The sequence below is a fragment of the Pseudomonas sp. FYR_7 genome (assembly GCF_043106155.1).
Lineage (GTDB): Bacteria > Pseudomonadota > Gammaproteobacteria > Pseudomonadales > Pseudomonadaceae > Aquipseudomonas > Aquipseudomonas parafulva_B.
On record NZ_JBICMI010000072.1, the window covers coordinates 1 to 24,206 of the forward strand.

A 24,206-nucleotide genomic window follows, 5' to 3' on the forward strand; every position below is an offset into this window, starting at 1 on the left:
TCAAGATCAACAGCAACAGCAACAGCAACAGCAACAGCAACAGCAACAGCAATAGCAATAGCAACAGTAATAGGCATCGAGCATCTTATCCTGGCCGATACCACGAGCTGGAATGTCATGGTTATGTATTATAAAAAGAAAGGATGGTATGAACTAGCAATGCCACACAACTTGCATCTTATGGAGATTGGCAACCTGTCTCATTTGTATGCGGAAATTTGCCTTGCACCGCACTCAAAAGCCAACGGATTCCGGGTAGAGACGGTCTTGCCGGTACGGCGCCCCTGAACCAGCGGGCCCCACAACAGCCCCACTTGGCCCGCATCCCTCGAATGCGCCACAATACCCATCATTTGCGGAGCCCTTCATGACCGACCTCACCCCTGATGCCACCCTCGACGCCACCGGCCTCAATTGCCCAGAGCCGGTGATGATGCTGCACCAACACGTGCGCGCCCTCGCCGCCGGCGGCCTGCTGAAAGTCATCGCCACCGACCCCTCGACCCAACGCGACATCCCCAAGTTCTGTACCTTCCTGGGCCACCAACTGCTGGAACAACAGGAAGCCGCCGGCACCTTCCTCTACTGGATCCGCAAGAAAGCCGACTGAGCCGCTCTGGAACACGCTCCGCGTTGAGCCTACACTGCGTTCCCCAGACAGGAGAGCGCCATGCTGATAGTTGCCGACGAAAACATCCCTTTGCTCGATGCCTTCTTCCAAGGGTTTGGCGAGATTCGTCGCTATCCTGGGCGTAGCCTCGACGCCGCCAGCGTCCGGGAGGCCGACATCCTGCTGGTCCGCTCCGTGACCAAGGTCGATCGGCAACTGCTAGAAGGCAGTCGCGTGCGGTTCGTGGGTACCTGCACCATCGGCACCGATCACCTCGATCTCGACTACTTCGAACAAGCGGGTATCCGCTGGAGCAGTGCACCCGGTTGCAACGCCCGGGGTGTGGTCGACTATGTGCTGGGCAGCCTGCTGACCCTCGCTGACCTTGAGGGTGCATCACTGCCCGAGCGCGTCTACGGCGTGGTGGGTGCAGGCGAAGTAGGTGGGCGGCTGGTGGGCGTGCTACGCGCCCTGGGGTGGAAGGTCATGGTCTGCGATCCATTGCGCCAGGCCGCCGAAGGCGGTGACTACGTCGAGCTCGATACCCTGCTGCAAGCCTGCGATGTCATCAGCCTGCACACACCCCTCGAACGCGGTGGCCAGTACCCGACCTGGCACCTGCTAGGCCCTACAGAACTGGCGAAACTGCGCCCCGGCGCCTGGCTGATCAACGCCAGTCGAGGGGCAGTGGTGGATAATGGCGCATTACGCACGCTCCTGCAGCAGCGCGATGACCTGCACGCGGTGCTGGACGTGTGGGAAGGCGAGCCCCAGGTCGATCTGCGGTTGGCCGACCTGTGTACCGTCGCCACCCCCCACATCGCCGGCTATAGCCTTGATGGCCGTCAGCGTGGCACCGCCCAGATCTATCGCGCCTTGTGTCGACACCTGGGCGTGGAGGAGCGCATTCAACTGGCCGACCTGTTGCCGCGCCCGCCAGTCGCGCAGATTGAGTTGGACGCTGAGGCCGATCTGCAATGGGCACTGGCCATGCTATGCCGCGCTGTCTACGATCCGCGCCGCGATGATGCCGATTTGCGCCGCAGCCTGAGCGAAGACGCGCAGCAGCAACGTGCGGCTTTCGACCTATTGCGCAAACACTATCCGCCACGCCGTGAAATCGAAGGGCTATCCGTGCGCATCCGTGGTAACTCGCCCCAGCTTGCGCAGCTGATTGACGCCATCGGAGCAAAAAGGGCCTGACGCTCGGGGTTGCCCCAGGGCAAAGCAGCGCGCACAAAAAACCCGGCGCTTGCGCCGGGTCAGGAATAAGGTGATCAGTTTTTCTGCGAGCGCTCGACCCGGCTTTCTTCCAAGGCCTTGCAGGCCTGCTGGATCATCTGCTCGGTGATCGGTACCTCCCGCCCTTGGGCGTCGATCAGCGCGCCGCTTGCCTGGGGGGACGGTGCGTGACGGGGCGTGTGGTGTTCGCGGTCATGGTGCAAGCTCATGCAGGGTCTCCTCTTCAGATGACGTCTGGTATCAACCTTGCGCCTGGCAGATCGTCGACGCGGGTGCGGCGCAACCTGAGGCTGGGCCATAGTCCACCAGAGATGGCGAACAAGTGCCAGAGCGCGGTTAGAACAATAGGCTATAGCCGCGCCAGACAGTTCCGTGCTGCGGCATGAATGGTAGGCTGCATGTTCCGCCTTCGAGAGCAGATCCATGGCCTCTACAACTCCGCGCCCCAGCCGCGCTTTGCGCCTCGGTTGGCATTTTCTTCGCCCATATCGGCGGCGCCTGGTGCTGGCCTTGCTGGCACTGGTGGTGACTGCCGGCATCACCCTGTCCATGGGACAAGGCATCCGCCTGCTGGTGGATCAGGGGTTCATGACCGGTTCCGTCCATCAGCTCAACCAGACCCTTGGCCTCTTCCTGCTGCTGGTGCTGGCCCTGGCGGTAGGGACCTTCAGCCGGTTCTACCTCGTCTCCTGGATAGGTGAGCGGTGCGTGGCGGACATTCGTCGCGCCGTTTTTGACCATCTGCTCGAGCTTCATCCGGGTTTTTTCGAAGACAACCGCAGCTCGGAAATACAGTCTCGGTTGACGGCCGACACTACGTTGCTGCAATCGGTGATTGGCTCGTCCCTGTCCATGTGCCTGCGTAATGCGCTGATGGTGGTGGGGGGTGTGGTCTTGCTGTTCATCACCAACCCGAAGCTGACCAGCATCGTGGTCGTGGCATTGCCGGTGGTGCTGGCCCCGATCCTGCTGTTCGGTCGTCGTGTGCGCAGCCTCTCCCGCCAGAGCCAGGACCGGTTGGCAGATGTGGGTAGCTATGTGGCCGAAACCCTGGGCCAGATCAAGACCGTGCAGGCCTACACTCATCAAGCCCATGACCGGGCACTGTTCGCCGATACGGTGGAGTCGGCATTTGCAGTGGCCCGCCAGCGCATTGCGCAGCGGGCCTGGCTGATTACCGTGGTGATCGTGTTGGTGCTGGGCGCTATCGGCGCAATGCTGTGGGTCGGCGGCTTGGACGTTATCGCCGGGCGTATGTCGGGGGGTGAGTTGGCGGCGTTCGTGTTCTACAGCCTGGTAGTGGGCAGTGCGTTCGGCACACTCAGCGAGGTGATTAGCGAGCTCCAGCGTGCTGCTGGAGCAGCAGAGCGCATAGCCGAATTACTGGCTGCGCAAAGCCAGATTCTGGCGCCGTCCAGTGCGCGGCTGCTGACGGGAGGTCGTGCACGGGGCTGCCTGACGTTGCAGCGCGTGGTGTTTGCCTATCCCTCGCGACCCGAGCACAAGGCTATCGATGACCTGAGCCTGGCCATCCAGGCAGGCCAGACGCTTGCATTGGTCGGTCCCTCCGGTGCGGGTAAATCCACCTTGTTCGACCTGCTTCTGCGCTTCAATGATCCTCAGCACGGGCAGATTCTGCTCGATGACCACCCCATCGACCAACTCGACCCCAACCACCTTCGCCAGCAGTTTGCATGGGTAGCACAGCAACCGGCACTATTCCGAGGTACGGTGGCGGACAACATTGCCTATGGACGCCCTGGTGCTTGCCTGGCCGACATCGAAGCAGCCGCGCGCGCAGCCCATGCCGACGGGTTCATACGCCAGTTGCCGCAGGGCTACCAGACTCGCCTGGGGGAGGGCGGGGTGGGTTTATCCGGTGGGCAGCGCCAACGGTTGGCGATTGCCCGTGCGTTGCTGGTGGATGCCCCAATCCTGCTGCTTGACGAGGCGACCAGCGCGCTAGACGCTCACAGTGAGCACCTGATCCAGCAAGCTTTGCCGCGCCTGATGGCGGGGCGGACAACGGTGGTGATCGCGCACCGTTTGGCCACGGTACAACACGCCGACCGCATTGCCGTGGTCGACCAAGGCAAAGTGGTCGCCACTGGGACCCACAGTGAGCTGATTGAAGCCAGCCCGTTGTATGCACGGCTGGCAGCGCTGCAATTTACGTCCGCTTGAAAGGCTGGCCCGCTGGTGCGCGATGCAGGTATGAGCCTGAGTCGTGAACAACAAAAAACCCGCACAAGGCGGGTTTTTTGAAGGACTTGGTCGGAGAGACAGGATTCGAACCTGCGGCCTTCTCGTCCCGAACGAGACGCGCTACCTGGCTGCGCTACACTCCGATGAACAAAATCCTACTGCATCCGAAATTTGCCCGCAAGTCCTTGTAAAAGAACGAAGCTTTGGCCAACTCGGATGGGCTATCAGAGTTCTTTGACGGTGCGAATCTGGTCTTTATTCAGACGCATGCGCTTGCCATCGAGCTGCTCGAACTCGTAGAAGCCGGAATCTTCATCATAGGACGGCTTGTCCACCGCCTGGATTTCGCGACCGTCGTTCAAGGTGATGACGGTTGGGGTCGAGCAACCGGCCAGGGTAGCCAGGCCCAGGGCGAGCATAAAGGCGGGAAGGGTCCGTTTGATCATCGTGTTTCTCCAGTGCGATGGTGCAAGATGACTGTTAAGACGCGGGACGTTAGTGCAAGTTCCTTGCGTGTGCAGCATAACGGCATTCGCTCGGCGCGATCCAGTGAAGACAGCGCTCCTCACGCCGGCGGGGGTGCCCTGTGATATAACTGCCGTCATTGCCATTACCAGTGACCGATACCTATGAAAGCCTCGGCAGACACCCCGTTCGTTCCTCTCAATATCGCCGTGCTCACGGTCAGCGACACCCGCACGTTCGACAACGATACATCGGGCCAGGTCTTCGTAGACCGGCTGACAGCGGCGGGCCACCGGCTCGCCCAACGCGTACTGCTCAAGGATGATCTCTACAAGATCCGCGCCCAGGTCGCGACCTGGATCGCCGATGACACCGTGCAGGTGGTGCTCATTACTGGCGGTACCGGTTTTACCGGACGTGACAGTACGCCTGAGGCGGTTACTTGCCTGCTCGACAAGCAGGTCGACGGCTTTGGCGAGCTGTTCAGGCAGATCTCCGTGGCGGATATCGGTACCTCGACCGTGCAATCGCGGGCACTGGCAGGGTTGGCCAACGGTACCCTGGTGTGTTGCCTGCCCGGCTCGACCAATGCGGTGCGCACCGGTTGGGACGGTATCCTGGCCGAACAGCTCGATGCACGGCACCGTCCCTGCAATTTCGTCGCCCATCTGAAGCAGGCGGCGGCCTGTGAAAGCCGTGGCTGAGGCCGTGCAGCCCAGGCCACTGATGCCGGTGGAACAGGCCCTCGAGCAATTGCTGGCCTTGGCAGATGCTGCGCCGATTCGCGACATCGAGCGCGTGGCGTTGGCCGAGGCACAAGGCCGAGTGCTGGCCACTGCCCTGGTGGCTTCGCTCGATCTGCCGCCTTGGCCCAACAGCGCAATGGACGGCTATGCCCTGCGCCGGGCCGACTGGCAGGGGGCGCCGCTGCCGGTCAGCCAGAGAATCTTTGCCGGCCACGCACCTGGCCCACTGCAGCCTGGCACCTGTGCGCGGATCTTCACGGGTGCACCGGTTCCCGAAGGCGCCGACTGCGTGGAGATGCAGGAAAACACCCAGGTTCAGGCCAATGGCCATGTGCAGTTTCTGCACCCCCTCAAGGCGCTGCAGAACATTCGCCCGCAAGGACAGGAAACCCGCAAGGGTGAGCAGGTGCTCGACGCCGGCACGCGTCTTGGGCCAATCGAGTTGGGCTTGGCCGCCACCCTGGGTCATGGTCAGCTCGATGTGGTACGCAGGGTGCGGGTGGCAGTGCTGTCGACTGGGGATGAACTGGTCGAGCCAGGGCTGCCGCTGGGGCCTGGGCAAATCTACAACAGCAATCGTCGCTTGCTGGTGAGTTGGTTGCAGCGCCTGGGATGCGACGTCACCGACGCCGGTATCCTGCCTGATGACTTGGCCCGTACCCGCGCGAGCCTGGCTCAGTTGCAAGGGGTGGACCTGATCCTCTCGACAGGTGGCGTCTCGGTGGGCGAGGCCGATTATCTGGGCGCGGCCCTGCGCGAGGCCGGTGAGCTGGCCTTGTGGAAACTGGCGATCAAACCCGGCAAACCGTTGACCTTCGGCCACTTCCAGGGCGTGCCAGTGATCGGCCTGCCCGGTAACCCGGCCTCTACCCTGGTGACCTTCGGCCTGCTGGCGCGCCCCTACTTGTTGCGTCGTCAGGGTGTGATCGATGTCGCCCCGCTGCGTGTGTGCCTGCCCGCCGGTTTCGATTGGCCCAAAGCTGGGTCACGGCGTGAGTATCTGCGTGCGCGCATCGAGCAGGGCAAGGTATGCCTTTACCCTAACCAGAGCTCTGGCGTGTTGCGCAGCGCAGTGTGGGCCGATGGGCTGGTCGAGGTGCAGGAGGGCACTACGCCTGGTCAAGGTGACCTCGTACCCTTCATTCCCTTCAGTGACCTACTCGGTTGACGCACGCCAGCGGCGCAGGCTCGCTCCAGTGCGCGAGCCCTGCGCCGCAATATTTGAACGACCGTGCAACAATTGGTAACGGCTAAGAGTCAAGATGCAGGTGGTCAATTATGGAGGCACCTACATGCAAGCGCGCAAGGCAATGCTGATTCTGCACGGCAAGCAAGCCATGAACGAAGACGTACGCACCGCCGTGCATGATCTGCGCGACACTGGCTGGGCATTGGACGTGCGCGTAACCTGGGAGGGCGGTGATGCCCAGCGCCTGGTCAAGGAGGCACTTGCCGCCGGTTACAGTCACATTGTCGCCGGCGGTGGTGACGGCACCTTGCGGGATGTGGCCGAAGCCATGGGCCTGGCGGGCACCGAAGCCAGCCTGGTGTTGCTGCCGCTTGGAACCGCCAACGACTTTGCCAAGGCGGCCGGTATTGCGCTGGAGCCTGCCCAGGCACTGGCGCTGCTCAATGAACCGGCGCAGGCAGTTGATCTTGGGCAAGTGGGCGAGCAACTGTTCCTTAACATGGCGACCGGCGGCTTTGGCAGCCAGGTCACAGCCAGTACGTCCGAAGACCTGAAGAAGTTGATGGGGGCCGCCGCCTACGTATTCACCGGCTTGTCACGCTTCAGTGAACTGGAGGCAGCCTCGGTCGAGTTGAAAGGCCCGGATTTCCATTGGCAGGGTGAGTTGCTGGCGCTAGGGATCGGCAACGGTCGCCAAGCCGGGGGAGGGCAGGAGTTGTGTCCGGATGCGGTGGTAGATGACGGGTTGCTGGATGTTGCGATCCTGCCCAAGCCGCAGGAAGTGGTCGGCGCATTACGCGATTTGCTGGCAGGCGATGGGCTGTTCATTCGCACACGGTTGCCGTGGGTAGAGATCAACAGTCAACAGGGCCTTGATATCAACCTCGATGGCGAACCGCTCAAGGCGGACAGCTTGCGTTTCGAAGCGCGGCCCCAGGCGTTGCGCCTGCACCTGCCGCAAGGCTGTCCATTGCTCAGTCATCGAGGCTGATGATCTTTTCGCGCACCGCGAACAGCACCAGCCCGGCGACGTCGTGAATTTGCAGACGTTTCATCACTTGCGAGCGATGGGTTTCGACTGTCTTGATCGACAGCCCCAGACCGTTGGCGATTTCGCGGGTGGACTTGCCGCGCACGATCAGGCGCAGAATTTCCAGCTGCCTGGCAGTCAGGTTGTGTCGCTCGCACGCCGGACGTCTGGCGGGTCTAGTATGACGCAAGGCCTGATTGATGACGGTGTGGGCAATGGCCGGGCTTAGGTAGCGCTCCCCGTTGCGCACCGCGCTAAGCGCCTGCTCAAGTTCAGAGGCGCTGGTGTCCTTGAGCAGATACCCATGGGCACCGCCCTCAAGGGCGCGCATGATCAACTCCGGGTCCGTGTGCATGGAGAGGATCAGCACCTTGCAGGCGCTGCCGCTGGCATTGAGCTGGGTCAAGGCGTCCAGCCCGCTGGTTGATCGCATGGAGAGGTCCAGCAGGATGATATCGGGCATCAACGTCCGCGCCTGATCCAGCAACTGCCCGCCATCGTCGGCCTCGCCGACTACCTCGTACCCGGGTATGTCACTGACCAGGGCGCGGACCCCCGCCCTGATCAACGAATGGTCATCCACCAGCAACAATCTACAGGTCATGGGTATCCACTCGGTCAGCGCGTTGCCGGCTACGGGGCGGCCAGGGGAACACGGCATCGATGCGGGTGCCCTGGCCAACATCGCTGGTAATCTTCAAGCTGCCGTCAAGGGCAGTGACCCGCTCGAGCATGCCAGCCAGCCCACGCTGACTGGCAAGGTGCGGTTCTCGGGCAGGCTTGAAGCCGCAGCCATCGTCCTCGATCGACAATGCCAGGCCCAGCTCCGTACGCCGTAGGTGGATGACGAGATTGCGCGCCCCAGCGTGGCGCAACATGTTGGTCACCGCCTCCTGGGTGATGCGAAACACTGCCATTGCGACATTTTCGGCAATGCCCCCAAGGCGTTGCTTGCAAGACAGGCTCCATTGCACGCCGCTACCGTCCAAGGTGCGCAGCAAGTGCGCGCGCAGGCTGGCCTCAAGACCAAGGCTGGCCAGCTGACGGGGGTTGAGCAGGGCAGAAACGTCGCGCACAGCGCTCAACGTATCGTCCAGCGTGGCATGCAAGGCATCGCAATGCCCCTGCACATCCCCGGACGTTCGTCGCTGCAGCCATTGCAGCTGCAATTTCGCAGCGGTCAGCAGCTGGCCGATGTCGTCATGAAGCTCTCGGCTCAGGTGCTGGCGTTCATCTTCTTGCACTTTTAGCAAGCGCTCGGCAAGTTCCGCAGGGCGCAAGCTGATCGAGCGCGCTCCCATACGCAGTTGCACAGCAGCGACCAGTACACCGGTCAGCTGCAGGAACACCAGGCTGATGGGGACGGGGCGCTCAGCCAGGTGCAATACCAGGCAGGCGATGCAGGAAACCACACTGATGCCTGCCGTGGCCCAGCACAGCCTGGTGTACGGGGGGCTACAACGAAAAGAGGTCATCAAGCGTGGGAACATAGGTAGGGGAGCCGCTGAAGTATTGCTGATGGGGGCCTTGCACATTACTGCTCAGAAGCTTTTGCGCCGTACTTTCGATGTTTTTTCGACCACGTTTCATTCAACCTTGTGTCAAGTTGAAGCGTTTCGGTGGGGCATACTACCACCTCGAATACCCGAGGTCGCCGCCGAAGACGACTTCACCTAGATAATTCTTATTGTTGTGAATTGCCCCATAGCGGCGCCTGACTTGCTTGTCTGAGGCTATTTCCTACAACTTTGTAAATTAAAGCTACAACTTTCCAGTTTCGCCAAAGTTGTACTTCTGGCATGCAACTGCAGGGTGGCAAATTGCCCTACGGTTTGTCGCCAAGGTCGGGCTCTTGGCGGTCATGCGCTCCACCGTCACCTGTTAACCAGGCTTATGCCAGAGAAGATCGAACCGCCCTGGCCAGTTCGCCCAGCAACACAAATTGTTCTCCAGCGTCCAGGTCCAGCCGCCCCGTGTGTGCGTCCAGTAGCTCGAGCTGCCAGGCCAGCAGCCTCAGGCATGCGGCAGTAGTACGCAGCGTGTCAAGATGCAGGCATGCGCCTTGGCAGCAGGGTGCCAGTATCTGCTGAAGGGAAGTAGTGAAGTGGGCCACTTCAAGCAGCCCCAAACGCTGTGCGTCATGTGCCAAGTCGCTTAACGCAGCGTCCAGACACCTGCAGGCATCAGGGTCATTTTCGATGAGCTCAAGATGCTGCAAGCAGTCCTCTGCTCTGTGGAGGCGCTTCTGAGCCTTCTCGCGAAAACCTTCAAGCGCCTCCGAGAAGGGTAAGGCACTGTCCATCATGGCGCCTCCATGGGCAGGACAGGCGATAGAGACGGGCACGCCGTTACGATAGCTAGCAAAGCCTGACTCCATTCATGCAGTGAGAATGGCGTCACATTAATGGCTAAAAGATAGAGCGAACATCAGGTTGTACCTGAGTGCCGCTAGGGGTTTCCCTGATAGGCAAGAAAAAAACGGAACTTTTCAGCCCGTGGGAGTGGTATTAGGAAACCCGTTAAGCATGCTGTTAAAGTGACATCAAATAAGGGGGGGTGTAGCGTTTACTAGGGGTCAAGATGCTACGCCAACTGCCGATACACACACAATCGCGCATATTTTCGACATGAGCCTGGGGGCTTACCAATGGCTGGCATTCTCGACACGGTAGACCAACGCACACAACTGGTAGGTGAGAACCGGCTGGAAATCCTGATGTTCCGGCTGGCTGGGCGTCAGCTTTTCGCAATCAACGTCTTCAAGGTGCAGGAGGTGTTACAGCTGCCCAAGCTGACCCTGATGCCGCAGCGCCACGCGTTCGTCTGCGGTGTGGTCAACCTGCGAGGCCAGACCCTCCCGGTCATCGACCTGTCCCAGGCAATCGGCATGCGCCCCATTCAGCCAGGCCCTGACAGCACCATCATCGTCACTGAATACAACCGCTCGGTGCAGGCGTTTCTGGTGGGCGGGGTCGACCGCATCGTCAACCTCAACTGGGAGTCCATCATGCCGCCACCGACCAGTGCCGGCCGTCAGCATTACCTGACCGCCATCACCAAGGTGGACGACAAGCTGGTAGAGGTGATCGATGTGGAAAAGGTGCTCGCCGAAATCGTGCCTTACAACGCTCGCGTTTCGGGCGAGAAGTTGGCCGATCCGGTTCTGGCAAGGGCACGTGGTCGCGAGGTGCTGCTGGTGGACGATTCCAGCGTGGCCCTGGCCCAGTTGCGCGACACGCTCTCGCAGTTGGGGATGAAACTGCACGTTGCCAGTGATGGCCTCAAGGCGTTGCGCATGCTCAAGGCTTGGGCCGATGCCGGGGAGGACATGTGCGAAAAGCTATTGATGATCTTTACCGATGCTGAAATGCCGGAAATGGACGGTTATCGCCTGACCACCGAGATCCGCGAGGATGCGCGCCTGCGTAAGCTGTACGTCGTACTGCACACGTCGTTGTCGGGCAGCTTCAACGAATCCATGGTCAAGAAGGTGGGTTGCGACAATTTTCTGTCCAAGTTTCAGCCTGATCGCCTGGTCGATGTGGTCAAGCAGCGCCTGTTGCTGGACAACACCAACGCGTGATCGCGCGCCCTGCCGGGTATAAGCTGACGTTTTTGTGAATTATGAGGCGGCAGGGATGTTTCTCAGCAAGCTCTATCGGTATCCAGTCAAGTCAGGGCGGGCACAATGCCTGCAAGCCTCTCCCGTGGGTCTGCTTGGACTGGAAGGAGACCGTCGCTGGATGCTGGTGGAGGAAGAAAACGGGCGCTTCCTGACCCAGCGTGCCTGGCCGCAGCTCGGGCAGCTCGAAGCAGTGGAGTCACGCGGGGCACTGTTGCTGCGGGCGCCTGGGCAAGTGCCGCTGAATGTGGTGGCCCCAGCCGAGGATGCCCCGCTGCGAGGGGTGACCTTGTGGCGCGACACCTTGCGCGTGCCGGATGCCGGCGATGAGGTCGCCGCCTGGCTCAGTGGCTGGCTAGGCAAACCGGTGAGGTTGGTCTACTGCCCGCAGCAGCGGGCCAGGTACCTGCCCAATGGCTATGGCACCGACCGTGACCGTGCCGCCTTTCCCGACGGTTTCCCGTTGTTGCTCATTGGCCAGGGGTCGCTCGATGAGCTCGATCGCCGTATCGGCCGGCCCATGGACATGCTGCGGTTCAGGCCCAACCTGGTGGTTCAAGGGGCCGAGGCTTCTGCAGAGGATGGCTGGAAACGCATTCGCATCGGCACGGTGGAGTTCCGTGTTCTAAAGCCAAGCGTGCGCTGTATTTTCACCACCATCGACCCTGCTACAGGGGAGCGCAGCCCTGACCGTGAGCCCATGACCACGCTTCGCACGTTCCGGGAAAAGGAAGGGGACATACTGTTTGGGCAAAACCTGGCCGCCGATGGCAGCGGGCACCTGGAAGTTGGCATGAAGGTGCAGGTGCTCTGAGTCGCCGGGCAGCTGGACGCCGGTGTGGCCGGCGCCCAGGCTTGATCAGCCGGCAGTGGCCCTTACATGTCGTCGAAGTAGCGCTCGTGCCAGTCCACCAGAGGTTGTGGCATGTTGAGCTTCTGCCCGTAGATCACCGAGTAGGACAGCACGTTCTGTACGTACTGACGGGTTTCATCGAACGGAATGGACTCGACCCACACGTCGAAGCTCAGGTGCTTGGCACCTTTGAGCCATTGCCGCACGCGGCCTGGGCCTGCGTTGTAAGCCGCTGACGCCAGTACTCGGTTGCCGTTGAACTGGCTGTGCACTTGGCTGAGGTAGGCGGCCCCCAGCTGGATGTTCTTGTCCGGGTTCAGGACCTGTGCGGGCGATGCCAGTGGGATGCTGAACTTGCGCGCCGTTTCTTTGGCTGTAGCAGGCATCAACTGCATGAGCCCGCTGGCGCCCACGGGGGAGCGAGCATCTTCCATGAAGGCGCTTTCCTGACGGGTGATTGCGAACACCCAGCTTGAATGCAGGCCGCGCACCTTGGCTTCGCGTACCAGGGTGTCGCGGTGCGCCATGGGGAAGCGCACATCCAGGTCATCCCAGTACTTGGCCTGGCTGATGGTGCGAATGGCCGGGAAATACCAGCGCAACTCGTAACCCAGGCGCGCCTGGGCAACCATTTCGTCGCGGTTGAAGTGACGGCTAACGTGATACCACTCGCGGCGACCTTCGACGATCTGACCGCGAGCATGGAATTCAAGGGCGCGTTGGATGCCAGGGGTGTTGCGCACTTTCTTGACCAGCTGTGGGCTGAGCACCAGGGGCTTGTTGTTCAGCTGGTAAGGGGCTTGCGCACGGTCCGCAGCCAGGAAGCCATAGAAATCACGCTCGCGGGCAACGGCCTTGTACAGCTGCGGGACTTGCGGATTCTTCGGCTGTGCCAGCTCCAGGCTGCGCGCCTGCCAGTACTTCCAGCGACTGCTCTGGGCCAGGTCGCCGCTCAGGCGCTTGGTGAGCGCGTAGGCGTCTTCCCAGCGGCCCAGGCGCAGCAACAGGCGCAAGCGCCATTCACTGACGGTGTCGTCCCGCAGCTCCGGGTCGTAGCGGGTCATCAGGTCAAGCGCGCGCGGGTCATAGCGCCGGGCCAGGGTCAGGCCGATCTCGCGGGCAATGGCCACTTTTTCATCGCGGGAAAAGTGCATGCGCTGGGCGTAGTCGTCAAGCAGCCCCATGGCGCGCTCCGGGTCCTGCCGTGCAAGGCGGCGCAGGCCGAGGCTGACGACGTCCGAGGTGGCCTCGTCGGCCTGGGTGAAGCGTGATGGCTGGTTGAGCAGTTCGGGTTTCTGCGCCACATCGATCAGCAGGCGGCCTTGTGGCGCCAGCGTGGTCAGGGTCTTGACCAAGTTCTCGGCCAGGCCGTAGTTGCGCGCCTGGGCAGCAAGCTTGGCCCGTTCCCAGCGTTTGCCCTCCGTGAGTTGCCCCTCTGCGGCCCACATGGCGAACAACGGGTCGCAGGCAGCAGGCTGGGACTTGCCCACCGACCACAGCTTGTCTGCCGTGGCAAAGCCTTCGGTGCGCATCCCGTGGCTAAGCTGGTACTGGCCGTTCAGGCAATCGAGCTCGGTGAAGTTGAGCTTGGGATCGTAGTAGTTGGCGAAGGTCTGCCACTCGCCGCGTTCGGCCAGCCAGCGCAACCAGCGCAGTTTCATCCAGTTGGCTTGCGGCAGATCGCCATGCTTGGCCAGGAAACCCTCGATCTCCTCGTTGCTGGCAGATTTCAGGCGCGCGGTCAGTTCGTCATAGGCCAGGTAAGGTGTCAGCGGATAGTCGCTCAACGCCTGGGCATAGCGCAGGTACGGGCCCTTGTCGCCCTTGGCCAGCGCACGCTTGGCTTCATCGTAGTATTGACGTTGCACGGTGATGTCGGTGGCCTGGGCCGCGCCGGTGGCAGCGGTGAGCAACAGGCATGAAGCAATTTGTAACAGGCGGCTGCGCATGATACGTCCGGGCAGTTGAACCATGGGAAAGTGGCGGCTGGGCCAGCACTGTTGGGAACGATGGCCCTAGCTTAGCCGTTTGCGGATGGCAGGTGAAAGCACTGTGCTTGTATCGGGATATTAAGTTCGACCGGATGTCGCCGTGGGTGGCAGGCGCTGGCCTTGCGGATGTCGGCGCAGGGCCAACTCAGGTAGAATGCGCGCCCGATTTATGGAGACGAACATGACCCTGCTCAAATTCAGCGATGTGTCCCTCGCATTCGGCGCCATGCCGCTGCTGGACAAGGTGTCCTGGCAGATCGCTCGTGGCGAGCGGGTGTGCATCATCGGCCGCAACGGCACCGGCAAGTCGAGCATGCTGCGCCTGGTCAAGGGCGAGCAGAAAGGCGATGACGGCGACATCTGGCGCGCCCCTGGGCTGAAGATCGGCGAGTTGCCCCAGGAACTGCCATTGGCCGACGAGCGCACGGTGTTCGACGTGGTGGCGGCAGGCCTGGATGGCGTTGGCGAGCTGTTGGCACAGTTTCATCACCTGAGTCAGAACATCCAGGGCGATGAAGACCTGGAAAAGCTGATGCACGTGCAGCACGAGCTGGAGGCCCGCGATGGCTGGCGCCTGCAGCAGGTGGTTGAAAGCACCCTGAGCCGCCTGCAGTTGCCGGCGGACAAGACCTTGGCGGAGTTGTCCGGCGGCTGGCGCCGTCGTGTATTGCTGGCCCAGGCACTGGTGTCCGAGCCCGACCTGTTGCTGCTCGACGAACCGACCAACCACCTGGACATCGGTGCCATCGCCTGGCTTGAGGAAGCACTGCGCGGGTTCAACGGCGCTGTGTTGTTCATCACCCACGACCGATCCTTCCTGCAGAACCTGGCCACCCGCATCCTCGAGCTCGACCGAGGCGGCCTGATCGACTGGAACGGCGACTACGCCAGTTTCCTGGTGCACAAGGAGGCCGCGCTGGCCGCCGAGGAAACCGCCAACGCCCTGTTCGACAAACGCCTGGCCCAGGAAGAGGTGTGGATCCGCCAAGGCATCAAGGCCCGTCGCACCCGTAACGAGGGCCGCGTGCGGGCACTCAAGGCGCTGCGCGTTGAGCGCGGCGAGCGCCGGGAGCGGCAGGGCAAGGCCAACATCCAGATCGAGGCGGCCGACAAGTCGGGCAAACAGGTCATGGTGCTCGAGCACGTCAGCTTCTCGCACCCGGACGGGCCGATGCTGGTCAAGGATTTTTCCATGGTGCTGCAGCGCCAGGACCGTATCGGTCTGCTGGGGGCCAACGGCACCGGCAAGACCACCTTGCTCAAGCTGATGCTGGGTGATCTGGAGCCCACGTCGGGCAAGATCGAACGCGGCACCAAGCTTGAAGTCGCCTATTTCGACCAGATGCGCCATCAGCTGGACCTGGAAAAGACCGTCATCGACAACCTCGCCGAAGGCCGTGACTTCATCGAGATCGAGGGGCAGAGCCGGCATGTGCTGAGCTACCTGGGTGACTTCCTGTTCAGCCCGCAGCGGGCCCGCACCCCGGTCAAGGCATTGTCCGGCGGCGAGCGTGCGCGTCTGCTGCTGGCCAAGCTGTTCAGTAAGCCGGCCAACCTCTTGGTGCTCGACGAACCCACCAACGACCTGGACGTGGAAACCCTCGAGTTGCTCGAAGAGGTGCTCTCCAACTACAAGGGTACCGTGCTGATGGTCAGCCACGACCGAGCGTTTCTCGACAACGTCGTGACCAGCACCCTGGTGTTCGAAGGCGATGGCCTGGTCCGCGAGTACGTGGGCGGTTACGAAGACTGGATTCGTCAGGGCGGTTCGCCAAAGCTGCTTGGGGTCACCGAGAGCAAGGGCGGCAAGTCGGCGCTCAACAGTGCGGTGGTGGAGAAGGTCGAGGCCAAGCCGCAAGCCGTCGCTGCGCCAGTGGTCGAGGAGTCGAAGAAAAAGCTCAGCTACAAGCTGCAGCGTGAGCTGGAGATGCTGCCAGGTCAGATCGACGCGCTGGAACAGCGCATGGCCCAGGCTCAGGAGGAGGTGAGCGCGGCCGGTTTCTATCAACGTCCGATCGCGGAGACGTCAGCGGTGCTGGCGAACATCGAGAAGCTGCAAGGTGAGCTCGATGCCCTGGTGGAACGCTGGGCCGAGTTGGAAGGCTAAGCAGACAGTGCGCTTAGGGCCTGCGCGTGGCGGGCGAGCCCGCTACCAGGTGCCGGAGGGAGGAGACAAACCCGAGGCACCTGGCGTTGCGGCTTGACGTGCCGCGATGGACAGGTTCAGTCCTTTTTCTGCAGTCGCACTGCCAGCACATCGCAGGGTGCGCCATGCAAAACGTCATTGGCCGTGGAGCCCAGTAGCAGCGCCAGGCCGTGGCGACCGTGGCTGCCCACGACGATCAGGTCGCATTTCTGGTCTTTGGCCAATTGATGAATTTCCTGACGGGGCTGTCCGTAAGTCAAGTGCGAGTCGCCGCGCTGAATGTCCGGATATTTGTTGAACAGGCGATCCATGCGTTCCTTGGCCTGGTCGAACTGCTGCTGTTGCAATTGCGACAGATCCATCGGCACGTCCCCGCCAAACGCCATGGCCATGGGTTCGACGATGTGCACCAGTGAGACCTTGGCGTTGGTTGGCTGGGCCAGCGCCATGGCGCGCTTGATCACAGGGTCGCATTCTTCCGTCAGGTCGACGGCGACCAGCAGATGTTGGTAGGTCATGAGCTCTACTCCAGGCAATCGCTATAGAAGAAGTATGGTCGCTTTCGGGCGGGTCATGCGTGAAAAATGGCTAACCAGCTCATTTGCAACGGTTTATGGGAACTACTGATATGACGGTATTGCTGGTGGTGTCAATCCTTGCGCTGATTCTCAGCCCGCTCTCCTGGCTGCGCAACTCGCGCAATCAGAGCGAGCAGATGCGCTTGCGCCTGGAGGCGCGGCGCATGGGTCTGGCCATGCAGCTGGCGCCTCAGCAGTGGCCGTACTGGTTGGAAAAGCAGCCGCCGAGCCCATGCCCGCAATATCATCGGGCCCGCAAGCGGGGGCATGTCGACAGCTTCAGCTTCTGGCAGATCAGCCCTGGCGTATGGTGCAACCAGTGGCGAGAACCTTGCGAAGACCCACGCTTCATGCAAGCGCTGGCCCGTCTGCCGGCAAGCGCCTACAAGGTCGAGGCCGATGCGCGGATGATAGCGCTCTACTGGACGGAGCGCGGAGATACGGCTGTATTGCAGGACGTTGCCTATGTGCTGGAGACACTGGCCTGACCCCAAAGGCACTCGGCGGGCTGTCCAAGACACCCTGAGATGCGGTGCAACGACACAGCGGCGATTCGGCGGTCCCTGACAGGGGCCTGCTCAATCGCCGCTTTGTCATTCTGCCTCAAGCGAAGGCGGGGCAGGCCAGTGAATTCATCGCGTCATGTGGGGGCTGGCGCTTGTGCCCGGATCAGCCAGACTGCAGAGCACGCCAAGGCTGACAAGGTTTGAAAATTGCCAGCATGAATGGGCAGCGATCAGCCCCATGATCGGTCGTGCCCGGCCTGTGGAAAGTGACCGCAAAGTCGGCTTTTCTGCCGTGGGTGCAGCATTTGACAATGCAGATCTTTTCGGAGAATGTGTGCACACCCAAATCAAACGGGCGTATGAATTGAGCGTTTGCATTGCACGTCACTCATTCATGTGCTCGACTCGCGCGCTGACGGGTGTGCCTGGGGCAGGTGGCCATGATGGCTGCGATGCCGCAGCGATCGGCGTGTACAGTTCAGCTTCCATATCTTGGAGATCAGTTGATGATTTACGAAGGTAAAGCCATCACGGTTAAGGCTCTTGAAAGTGGCATCGTCGAGCTCAAGTTCGACCTCAAGGGTGAGTCCGTCAATAAGTTCAACCGCCTGACCCTGAGCGAGCTGCGCCAGGCTGTGGACGCCATCCAGGCCGATGCGTCGGTCAAGGGTGTCATCGTCAGCAGCGGCAAGGACGTGTTCATCGTTGGTGCCGACATCACCGAGTTCGTCGACAACTTCAAGTTGCCCGAGGCCGAATTGGTCGCCGGCAGCCTGGAAGCCAACCGTATCTTCAACGCATTCGAAGACCTTCAAATGCCCACGGTTGCGGCCATCAACGGTATCGCCCTGGGCGGTGGCCTGGAGATGTGTCTGGCAGCCGACTACCGCATCATGGCCACCACCGCGCGCATCGGCCTGCCCGAAGTGAAACTGGGCATCTACCCAGGCTTTGGTGGCACCGTGCGCCTGCCGCGCCTGATCGGCTCGGACAATGCCGTCGAGTGGATCGCCGCGGGCAAGGAAAACAGTGCCGAAGACGCCCTGAAAGTGGGTGCCGTCGATGCTGTGGTCGCGCCTGAGTTGCTCATGGCCGGCGCTCTGGACCTGATCAAACGCGCCATCAGCGGCGAGCTGGACTACAAGGCCAAGCGCCAACCCAAGCTTGAAAAACTCAAGCTCAATGCCATCGAACAGATGATGGCCTTCGAAACCGCCAAAGGCTTCGTCGCTGGGCAGGCAGGCCCGAATTACCCAGCGCCTGTGGAGGCGATCAAGTCCATTCAGAAAGCGGCTAACTTCGGTCGTGACAAGGCACTGGAAATCGAAGCGGCGGGCTTTGCCAAGCTGGCCAAGACATCGGTCGCACAGAGCTTGATCGGCTTGTTCCTGAACGATCAGGAACTCAAGCGCAAGGCCAAGGCCCATGACGAGATTGCCCGTGACGTCAAGCAGGCGGCCGTGCTGGGCGCCGGTATCATGGGCGGTGGCATCGCCTATCAGTCGGCGGTCAAGGGCACCCCGATCCTGATGAAGGATATCCGCGAAGAGGCCATCGAGCTTGGGTTGAACGAAGCGTCCAAACTGCTGGGCAATCGGGTCGAGAAAGGTCGGCTGACACCGGCCAAGATGGCCGAGGCGCTCAATGCGATTCGCCCGACGCTGTCCTACGGTGATTTCGCCCACGTAGACATCGTGGTCGAGGCAGTGGTCGAAAACCCGAAGGTCAAGCAGGCCGTGCTTGCCGAGGTGGAAGGGCAGGTGAGGGAGGATGCGATCCTGGCATCCAATACCTCGACCATTTCCATCAATCTGCTGGCAAAAGCGTTGAAGCGCCCGGAAAACTTCGTGGGCATGCACTTCTTCAACCCGGTGCACATGATGCCGCTGGTGGAAGTGATTCGTGGCGAAAAATCCAGTGAAGCGGCAGTCGCCACCACCGTCGCCTACGCCAAGAAAATGGGCAAGAACCCGATCGTGGTCAACGACTGTCCGGGGTTTTTGGTCAACCGCGTCCTGTTCCCGTACTTCGGCGGCTTCGCCAGGCTGGTCAGCGCGGGGGTGGACTTCGTGCGCATCGACAAGGTCATGGAAAAATTCGGCTGGCCCATGGGCCCAGCGTACCTGATGGACGTGGTGGGCATCGACACCGGGCATCATGGCCGTGACGTCATGGCCGAGGGGTTCCCCGATCGTATGAAGGATGAGCGCCGCTCTGCCATCGACGCCTTGTACGATGCCAACCGCCTGGGCCAGAAAAACGGCAAGGGCTTCTACGCCTATGAAACCGATAAGCGCGGCAAGCCGAAAAAGGTCGCCGATGCCAGCGTGCTCGAGGTGCTCAAGCCCATCGTGTACGAGCAGCGTGAAGTCAGTGACGAGGACATCGTCAACTGGATGATGATCCCGCTGTGCCTGGAAACCGTGCGCTGCCTTGAAGATGGCATCGTCGAGACCGCCGCCGAGGCGGACATGGGCCTGGTCTACGGCATTGGCTTCCCACCCTTCCGCGGCGGTGCGCTGCGCTACATCGATACCCTGGGTGTAGCCGAATTCGTCGCCCTGGCCGATCGCTATGCCGACCTGGGGCCGCTGTACCACCCGACCGCCAAGCTGCGTGAGATGGCCAAGACGGGCCAGCGCTTCTTCAACTGAGCGGTCAACGAGCTAGAGCGAGAGATTTGATATGAGCCTTAATCCAAGAGACGTGGTGATCGTCGACTTCGGTCGCACGCCAATGGGCCGCTCCAAGGGTGGCATGCACCGTAATACCCGCGCCGAAGACATGTCGGCGCACCTGATCAGCAAGTTGCTTGAGCGCAACGACAAGGTCGATCCCAAGGAAGTCGAGGACGTGATCTGGGGCTGTGTGAACCAGACCCTGGAGCAGGGCTGGAACATCGCCCGCATGGCATCGCTGATGACCCAGATTCCGCACACGTCCGCGGCACAGACCGTCAGCCGGTTGTGCGGCTCGTCGATGAGCGCGCTGCACACCGCCGCCCAAGCGATCATGACCGGCAACGGCGACGTGTTCGTGGTAGGCGGCGTCGAGCACATGGGGCACGTGAGCATGATGCATGGCGTAGACCCCAACCCGCATCTGGCGCTGCATGCGGCCAAGGCTTCGGGCATGATGGGCCTGACGGCCGAGATGCTAGGCAAGATGCACGGTATTACGCGTGAGCAGCAGGACCAGTTCGGCCTGCGCTCGCACCAGCTGGCGCACAAGGCCACCGTGGAGGGCAAGTTCAAGGATGAGATCATCCCTATGCAGGGGTATGACGAGAACGGTTTCCTGAAAGTGTTCGACTTCGACGAAACCATTCGTCCGGAAACCACCCTCGAGGGCCTGGCGTCGCTCAAGCCGGCCTTCAACCCCAAAGGCGGAACCGTGACCGCAGGCACTTCTTCCCAGATCACCGACGGCGCGTCGTGCATGATCGTGATGTCGGGGCAGCGTGCAATGGACCTGGGTATCGAGCCTCTGGCGGTCATTCGTGCCATGGCTGTGGCTGGCGTCGACCCCGCGATCATGGGCTATGGCCCAGTGCCGGCCACCCAGAAAGCCCTCAAGCGCGCGGGCTTGAGCATGGCCGACATTGACTTCATCGAACTCAACGAGGCGTTCGCCGCACAAGCACTGCCTGTGTTGAAAGACTTGAAAGTGCTCGACAAGATGAATGAGAAGGTTAACCTGCACGGCGGTGCGATCGCCTTGGGCCACCCGTTTGGTTGCTCCGGGGCGCGTATTTCCGGCACCCTGCTCAACGTCATGAAGCAAAATGGCGGCACGCTGGGGATTGCGACCATGTGTGTCGGCCTTGGCCAAGGTATTACCACTGTATTCGAACGCGTCTAAGGCGCAGTAGAAGGACAGCGACCGGGGCCTTGTGCCCCGGTTTTGTTTTTTCGGTTTCAATCGAACCAGGAGGTAGTCCACATGCAGATCCAGCCAGGTGTGTACCGGCATTACAAGGGCCCGGAGTACCGTGTTTTCAGTGTTGCGCGGCACTCTGAGAGCGAGGAGTGGATGGTGTTCTACCAATGCCTGTATGGTGATTACAGCTTCTGGGTGCGCCCGCTGTCGATGTTCCGCGAGTCGGTGGAAGTCGACGGCGAACAGGTGCCACGCTTTGCGTTGATCAAGGCCGAAGAGGGGTTGTGCGGGACGTCGGCCAAGTCGCAGGCGTGATGTTCTGAACTTGACCTCGCAGTTTCGCCACTATATATAGCGGTGCCGCGTCTGGTACCTGACGTGTTTTCAATCTTCAGATTCAGGAATACTCCGATCCATGGGCAAATCGCTGGTCATTGTGGAATCCCCGGCCAAGGCCAAGACCATCAACAAGTACCTGGGCAACCAGTACGTGGTGAAGTCGAGTATCGGCCATATCCGAGACCTTCCCACCAGCGGTTCGGCGAGCGCGAGCAAAGAGCCGGCCGCCAAGCGTGGCAAGGCGGCAGGTGAGGCACCGGCCCTTTCGCCCAAAGAGAAGGCGCGCCGCCAATTGGTTGCACGCATGGGCGTCGACCCGGACCAGGGCTGGAAAGCCAAGTACGAGATCCTTCCTGGCAAGGAAAAGGTGATCGACGAGCTGCGCCGCTTGGCCAAGGATGCCGACACCATCTACCTCGCGACCGACTTGGACCGCGAAGGGGAGGCAATCGCCTGGCACCTGCGTGAGGCCATCGGTGGCGACGATACCCGCTACAAGCGCGTGGTGTTCAACGAAATCACCAAGAAGGCCATTCAGGAAGCGTTTTCGCAGCCTGGTGAGCTCGACATTGATCGGGTCAACGCGCAGCAGGCGCGTCGTTTTCTCGACCGTGTGGTGGGCTACATGGTGTCCCCGCTGCTGTGGTCCAAGATTGCCCGCGGCCTGTCGGCCGGGCGGGTGCAGTCGGTAGCCGTCAAGCTGGTGGTCGAGCGTGAACGCGAGATTCGCGCCTTCATTCCTCAGGAATACTGGGAAATTCATGCCGATCTCGGCACCGCCAAGAACGCCAAGGTTCGCTTCGAAGTCGCCCGTGAAAATGGCGAGGCCTTCAAGCCGCTGAACGAAACCCAGGCCATGGCCGCGCTGGAGAAGCTCAAGGCATCGAGCTACAGCGTCGTCAAGCGTGAAGACCGACCGACTAGCAGCAAGCCATCGGCGCCCTTCATCACCTCGACCCTGCAACAGGCAGCGAGCAATCGTCTGGGGTTCGGCGTGAAGAAAACCATGATGATGGCCCAGCGTCTGTATGAAGCGGGTTACATCACCTACATGCGTACCGATTCGACCAACTTGTCGAGCGATGCGCTGGAAATGGCGCGCAGCTACATCGAGCGCGAATTCGGCAAGCAGTACCTGCCCGAAACGCCGCAGGTGTACGGCAGCAAGGAAGGGGCTCAGGAGGCGCACGAAGCCATCCGGCCGTCGGACGTGAGCACCCACCCGACCAAGCTCAGCGGTATGGAGCGCGATGCCGAGCGGTTGTACGAGCTAATCTGGCGTCAGTTCCTGGCCTGCCAGATGCCGCCGGCCCAGTACCTGTCCACCAGCGTGACCGTGGCCGCGGGCAGCTTCGAACTGCGTGCCAAGGGCCGCATCCTGAAGTTTGACGGTTACACCCGCGTGTTGCCGCAGCAGAGCAAGCCTGGCGAAGACGACGTGCTGCCTGAGATGGTGCAGGGTGAAGCGCTCAAGCTGATGCAGCTTGACCCTAGCCAGCACTTCACCAAGCCGCCTGCCCGGTTCACCGAGGCCAGCCTGGTCAAGGAAATGGAAAAACGCGGCATTGGCCGACCATCGACCTATGCGGCGATCATCTCGACCATTCAGGACCGTGGCTATGTGACGTTGCACAACCGTCGCTTCTATTCGGAAAAGATGGGCGACATCGTGACCGAGCGGCTCTCCGAGAGTTTCTCCAATTTGATGGACTACGGTTTCACCGCCGGCATGGAGGAAAACCTCGACGACGTCGCCCATGGCGAGCGCGACTGGAAGAACGTGCTGGACGAGTTTTACGGCGACTTCAGCAAGAAATTGCAGACGGCCGAATCCAGCGAACACGGCATGCGTGCCAATCAGCCGACGATGACCAACATTCCTTGCAAGGAGTGCGGTCGCCCGATGATGATTCGTACAGCGTCCACGGGCGTGTTCCTGGGCTGCTCCGGTTACAGCCTCCCACCTAAGGAGCGCTGCAAGTCCACGGTCAACCTCGTGCCTGGTGACGAGATCGCTGCTGACGATGAGGGCGAATCGGAGTCGCGCGTGCTGCTTGGCAAGCACCGCTGCCCAGTTTGCGCAACGGCGATGGACGCTTACCTGCTCGATGAAAAGCACAAGCTGCACATTTGCGGGAACAACCCTGATTGCCCGGGTTACGAGATCGAAGAGGGCAGCTATCGCATCAAGGGCTACGAAGGCCCAAGCCTTGAGTGCGACAAGTGCGGCAGCGAAATGCAGCTCAAGACCGGACGCTTCGGCAAGTTCTTCGGGTGCACCAACCCTGCGTGCAAGAACACCCGCAAGCTGCTCAAAAGCGGTGAAGCGGCGCCGCCGAAGATGGACAAAGTCGACATGCCCGAGCTTAAGTGCGAGAAGGTGGACGACACCTATGTGCTGCGCGATGGTGCTTCGGGGCTGTTCCTGGCTGCCAGCCAGTTCCCGAAGAACCGCGAAACACGTGCGCCCCTGGTGTGCGAGATTGTCCCGCACAAACATGAAATCGATCCGAAGTACCATTTCTTGTGCGAAGCGCCGCAGAAAGATCCCGAGGGTCGACCAACCGTAATTCGCTACAGCCGCAAGACCAAGGAGCAGTACGTCCAGTCGGAAGTGGACGGCAAGCCCACGGGTTGGAAAGCGTTTTACGATGGCAAGGCCTGGAAAGTCGAAGACAAGCGCTGAGTTCCAGCGTCCAGGGATGGGGCCGTGCTGCGGTCTTTCGTGAGCTGATATCACGAAAGGCCGCAGCACGGCCCCTTTCATTTATGATGCAGCAATCCGCTAAGCCACTTGATGGGAGG

General features: G+C 61.2%; 21 protein-coding genes, 1 tRNA gene and 1 pseudogene. 15 read left to right on the forward strand and 8 right to left on the reverse strand.

Translation table 11 applies throughout. The annotated features are described in order from the left end of the window. The 3 genes from ACF8R3_RS17430 to pdxB all read left to right on the forward strand — a co-directional run. On the forward strand, positions 1-288 hold a 288-nt coding region (locus tag ACF8R3_RS17430; protein ID WP_392515945.1), incomplete at its 5' end, for a hypothetical protein. Between the two features lie 79 nt (positions 289-367). Further along, on the forward strand, positions 368-610 hold the full coding sequence (gene tusA, locus ACF8R3_RS17435; protein ID WP_058605718.1) for a sulfurtransferase TusA: 243 nt from the start codon (positions 368-370) through the stop codon (positions 608-610). A gap of 60 nt (positions 611-670) precedes the next feature. Next, on the forward strand, positions 671-1,813 hold the full coding sequence (gene pdxB, locus ACF8R3_RS17440; RefSeq protein WP_196141568.1) for a 4-phosphoerythronate dehydrogenase PdxB: 1,143 nt from the start codon (positions 671-673) through the stop codon (positions 1,811-1,813). Positions 1,814-1,887: 74 nt separating this feature from the next. Here the strand turns inward: pdxB and ACF8R3_RS17445 are convergent, their stop codons facing one another. After that, the gene (locus ACF8R3_RS17445) at positions 1,888-2,061 is read right to left on the reverse strand and encodes a PA1571 family protein (protein WP_165919263.1); all 174 of its coding nucleotides are present in this window, start codon (positions 2,059-2,061) and stop codon (positions 1,888-1,890) included. A gap of 214 nt (positions 2,062-2,275) precedes the next feature. Here ACF8R3_RS17445 and ACF8R3_RS17450 point away from each other — a divergent pair, with 214 nt between their 5' ends. Then, the gene (locus ACF8R3_RS17450) at positions 2,276-4,036 is read left to right on the forward strand and encodes an ABC transporter transmembrane domain-containing protein (protein ID WP_392515946.1); all 1,761 of its coding nucleotides are present in this window, start codon (positions 2,276-2,278) and stop codon (positions 4,034-4,036) included. A gap of 87 nt (positions 4,037-4,123) precedes the next feature. On the opposite strand, the gene ACF8R3_RS17455 is transcribed toward ACF8R3_RS17450, so the two are convergent. Together ACF8R3_RS17455 and ACF8R3_RS17460 are read right to left on the reverse strand one after the other, a co-directional pair. Then, positions 4,124-4,200, reverse strand: a tRNA-Pro gene (locus ACF8R3_RS17455). 81 nt (positions 4,201-4,281) lie between these two features. Then, the gene (locus tag ACF8R3_RS17460; protein WP_058639670.1) at positions 4,282-4,503 is read right to left on the reverse strand and encodes a YgdI/YgdR family lipoprotein; all 222 of its coding nucleotides are present in this window, start codon (positions 4,501-4,503) and stop codon (positions 4,282-4,284) included. Between the two features lie 183 nt (positions 4,504-4,686). Between ACF8R3_RS17460 and moaB the strand changes: the two genes are divergently transcribed. From moaB to yegS, 3 genes are all read left to right on the forward strand, one after another. Further along, entirely contained in the window at positions 4,687-5,226 is a 540-nt protein-coding gene (gene moaB / locus ACF8R3_RS17465; protein WP_058639669.1) for a molybdenum cofactor biosynthesis protein B, read from the forward strand. Then, positions 5,210-6,436, forward strand: a complete 1,227-nt coding sequence (gene glp / locus ACF8R3_RS17470; protein WP_058639668.1) for a gephyrin-like molybdotransferase Glp — start codon at positions 5,210-5,212, stop codon at positions 6,434-6,436. The genes moaB and glp overlap by 17 nt, the downstream gene beginning before the upstream one ends. Positions 6,437-6,560: 124 nt before the next feature. After that, complete coding sequence (yegS, locus tag ACF8R3_RS17475) at positions 6,561-7,448, forward strand: lipid kinase YegS (protein ID WP_058606173.1); 888 nt, start codon at positions 6,561-6,563, stop codon at positions 7,446-7,448. Here the strand turns inward: yegS and ACF8R3_RS17480 are convergent. The 3 genes and pseudogenes from ACF8R3_RS17480 to ACF8R3_RS17490 form a co-directional block, all read right to left on the reverse strand. After that, positions 7,432-8,091, reverse strand: coding sequence for a response regulator transcription factor (locus tag ACF8R3_RS17480; protein ID WP_058639667.1), 660 nt, complete (start codon positions 8,089-8,091; stop codon positions 7,432-7,434). The two genes, yegS and ACF8R3_RS17480, sit on opposite strands and share 17 nt — an antisense overlap. Continuing rightward, the gene (locus ACF8R3_RS17485; protein ID WP_392515947.1) at positions 8,081-8,977 is read right to left on the reverse strand and encodes a sensor histidine kinase; all 897 of its coding nucleotides are present in this window, start codon (positions 8,975-8,977) and stop codon (positions 8,081-8,083) included. Before ACF8R3_RS17485 ends, ACF8R3_RS17480 begins: the two co-directional genes overlap by 11 nt. A gap of 404 nt (positions 8,978-9,381) precedes the next feature. Continuing rightward, positions 9,382-9,789: pseudogene (locus ACF8R3_RS17490) on the reverse strand (histidine kinase); the annotation flags it as partial. Between the two features lie 345 nt (positions 9,790-10,134). On the opposite strand from ACF8R3_RS17490, the gene ACF8R3_RS17495 reads away from it, so the two are divergent. Both ACF8R3_RS17495 and ACF8R3_RS17500 read left to right on the forward strand, forming a co-directional pair. Further along, positions 10,135-11,070, forward strand: a complete 936-nt coding sequence (locus ACF8R3_RS17495) for a chemotaxis protein CheV (RefSeq protein ID WP_058639664.1) — start codon at positions 10,135-10,137, stop codon at positions 11,068-11,070. 55 nt (positions 11,071-11,125) lie between these two features. Continuing rightward, entirely contained in the window at positions 11,126-11,923 is a 798-nt protein-coding gene (locus ACF8R3_RS17500; RefSeq protein ID WP_392515948.1) for an MOSC domain-containing protein, read from the forward strand. A gap of 62 nt (positions 11,924-11,985) precedes the next feature. Here the strand turns inward: ACF8R3_RS17500 and ACF8R3_RS17505 are convergent, their stop codons facing one another. After that, positions 11,986-13,911: a transglycosylase SLT domain-containing protein gene (locus ACF8R3_RS17505; protein ID WP_058639662.1), complete on the reverse strand. Its 1,926-nt coding sequence runs from the start codon at positions 13,909-13,911 to the stop codon at positions 11,986-11,988. Between the two features lie 223 nt (positions 13,912-14,134). Here ACF8R3_RS17505 and ACF8R3_RS17510 point away from each other — a divergent pair, with 223 nt between their 5' ends. Then, a complete protein-coding gene (locus ACF8R3_RS17510; RefSeq protein ID WP_196185729.1) occupies positions 14,135-16,060 on the forward strand; it encodes an ATP-binding cassette domain-containing protein in 1,926 nt (641 codons plus the stop codon). A gap of 116 nt (positions 16,061-16,176) precedes the next feature. On the opposite strand, the gene ACF8R3_RS17515 is transcribed toward ACF8R3_RS17510, so the two are convergent. Further along, on the reverse strand, positions 16,177-16,617 hold the full coding sequence (locus ACF8R3_RS17515) for a universal stress protein (protein WP_058606178.1): 441 nt from the start codon (positions 16,615-16,617) through the stop codon (positions 16,177-16,179). Between the two features lie 110 nt (positions 16,618-16,727). Between ACF8R3_RS17515 and ACF8R3_RS17520 the strand changes: the two genes are divergently transcribed. From ACF8R3_RS17520 to topA, 5 genes are all read left to right on the forward strand, one after another. Beyond that, positions 16,728-17,165, forward strand: a complete 438-nt coding sequence (locus ACF8R3_RS17520; RefSeq protein WP_058639660.1) for a hypothetical protein — start codon at positions 16,728-16,730, stop codon at positions 17,163-17,165. Between the two features lie 524 nt (positions 17,166-17,689). Continuing rightward, entirely contained in the window at positions 17,690-19,837 is a 2,148-nt protein-coding gene (fadB, locus tag ACF8R3_RS17525; protein WP_392515949.1) for a fatty acid oxidation complex subunit alpha FadB, read from the forward strand. Positions 19,838-19,868: 31 nt separating this feature from the next. Beyond that, positions 19,869-21,044, forward strand: a complete 1,176-nt coding sequence (gene fadA / locus ACF8R3_RS17530) for an acetyl-CoA C-acyltransferase FadA (protein ID WP_058639658.1) — start codon at positions 19,869-19,871, stop codon at positions 21,042-21,044. 81 nt (positions 21,045-21,125) lie between these two features. Next, a complete protein-coding gene (locus ACF8R3_RS17535) occupies positions 21,126-21,377 on the forward strand; it encodes a DUF1653 domain-containing protein (protein WP_058606157.1) in 252 nt (83 codons plus the stop codon). A gap of 100 nt (positions 21,378-21,477) precedes the next feature. After that, positions 21,478-24,087 carry a type I DNA topoisomerase gene (gene topA / locus ACF8R3_RS17540; RefSeq protein ID WP_058606158.1) on the forward strand — a complete coding sequence of 870 codons (2,610 nt, stop codon included), beginning with the start codon at positions 21,478-21,480 and terminating at the stop codon, positions 24,085-24,087. Positions 24,088-24,206 lie beyond the last annotated feature (119 nt).

What these genes read in the sequence shown, in the direction of transcription:
- tusA (WP_058605718.1), top strand. Translation starts at nt 368, where the DNA reads ATGACCGACCTCACCCCTGATGCCACCCTCGACGCCACCGGCCTCAAT.
- pdxB (WP_196141568.1), top strand. Translation starts at nt 671, where the DNA reads ATGCTGATAGTTGCCGACGAAAACATCCCTTTGCTCGATGCCTTCTTC.
- ACF8R3_RS17445 (WP_165919263.1), bottom strand. Translation starts at nt 2,061, where the DNA reads ATGAGCTTGCACCATGACCGCGAACACCACACGCCCCGTCACGCACCG.
- ACF8R3_RS17450 (WP_392515946.1), top strand. Translation starts at nt 2,276, where the DNA reads ATGGCCTCTACAACTCCGCGCCCCAGCCGCGCTTTGCGCCTCGGTTGG.
- ACF8R3_RS17460 (WP_058639670.1), bottom strand. Translation starts at nt 4,503, where the DNA reads ATGATCAAACGGACCCTTCCCGCCTTTATGCTCGCCCTGGGCCTGGCT.
- moaB (WP_058639669.1), top strand. Translation starts at nt 4,687, where the DNA reads ATGAAAGCCTCGGCAGACACCCCGTTCGTTCCTCTCAATATCGCCGTG.
- yegS (WP_058606173.1), top strand. Translation starts at nt 6,561, where the DNA reads ATGCAAGCGCGCAAGGCAATGCTGATTCTGCACGGCAAGCAAGCCATG.
- ACF8R3_RS17480 (WP_058639667.1), bottom strand. Translation starts at nt 8,091, where the DNA reads ATGACCTGTAGATTGTTGCTGGTGGATGACCATTCGTTGATCAGGGCG.
- ACF8R3_RS17485 (WP_392515947.1), bottom strand. Translation starts at nt 8,977, where the DNA reads ATGTTCCCACGCTTGATGACCTCTTTTCGTTGTAGCCCCCCGTACACC.
- ACF8R3_RS17495 (WP_058639664.1), top strand. Translation starts at nt 10,135, where the DNA reads ATGGCTGGCATTCTCGACACGGTAGACCAACGCACACAACTGGTAGGT.
- ACF8R3_RS17500 (WP_392515948.1), top strand. Translation starts at nt 11,126, where the DNA reads ATGTTTCTCAGCAAGCTCTATCGGTATCCAGTCAAGTCAGGGCGGGCA.
- ACF8R3_RS17505 (WP_058639662.1), bottom strand. Translation starts at nt 13,911, where the DNA reads ATGCGCAGCCGCCTGTTACAAATTGCTTCATGCCTGTTGCTCACCGCT.
- ACF8R3_RS17510 (WP_196185729.1), top strand. Translation starts at nt 14,135, where the DNA reads ATGACCCTGCTCAAATTCAGCGATGTGTCCCTCGCATTCGGCGCCATG.
- ACF8R3_RS17515 (WP_058606178.1), bottom strand. Translation starts at nt 16,617, where the DNA reads ATGACCTACCAACATCTGCTGGTCGCCGTCGACCTGACGGAAGAATGC.
- ACF8R3_RS17520 (WP_058639660.1), top strand. Translation starts at nt 16,728, where the DNA reads ATGACGGTATTGCTGGTGGTGTCAATCCTTGCGCTGATTCTCAGCCCG.
- fadB (WP_392515949.1), top strand. Translation starts at nt 17,690, where the DNA reads ATGATTTACGAAGGTAAAGCCATCACGGTTAAGGCTCTTGAAAGTGGC.
- fadA (WP_058639658.1), top strand. Translation starts at nt 19,869, where the DNA reads ATGAGCCTTAATCCAAGAGACGTGGTGATCGTCGACTTCGGTCGCACG.
- ACF8R3_RS17535 (WP_058606157.1), top strand. Translation starts at nt 21,126, where the DNA reads ATGCAGATCCAGCCAGGTGTGTACCGGCATTACAAGGGCCCGGAGTAC.
- topA (WP_058606158.1), top strand. Translation starts at nt 21,478, where the DNA reads ATGGGCAAATCGCTGGTCATTGTGGAATCCCCGGCCAAGGCCAAGACC.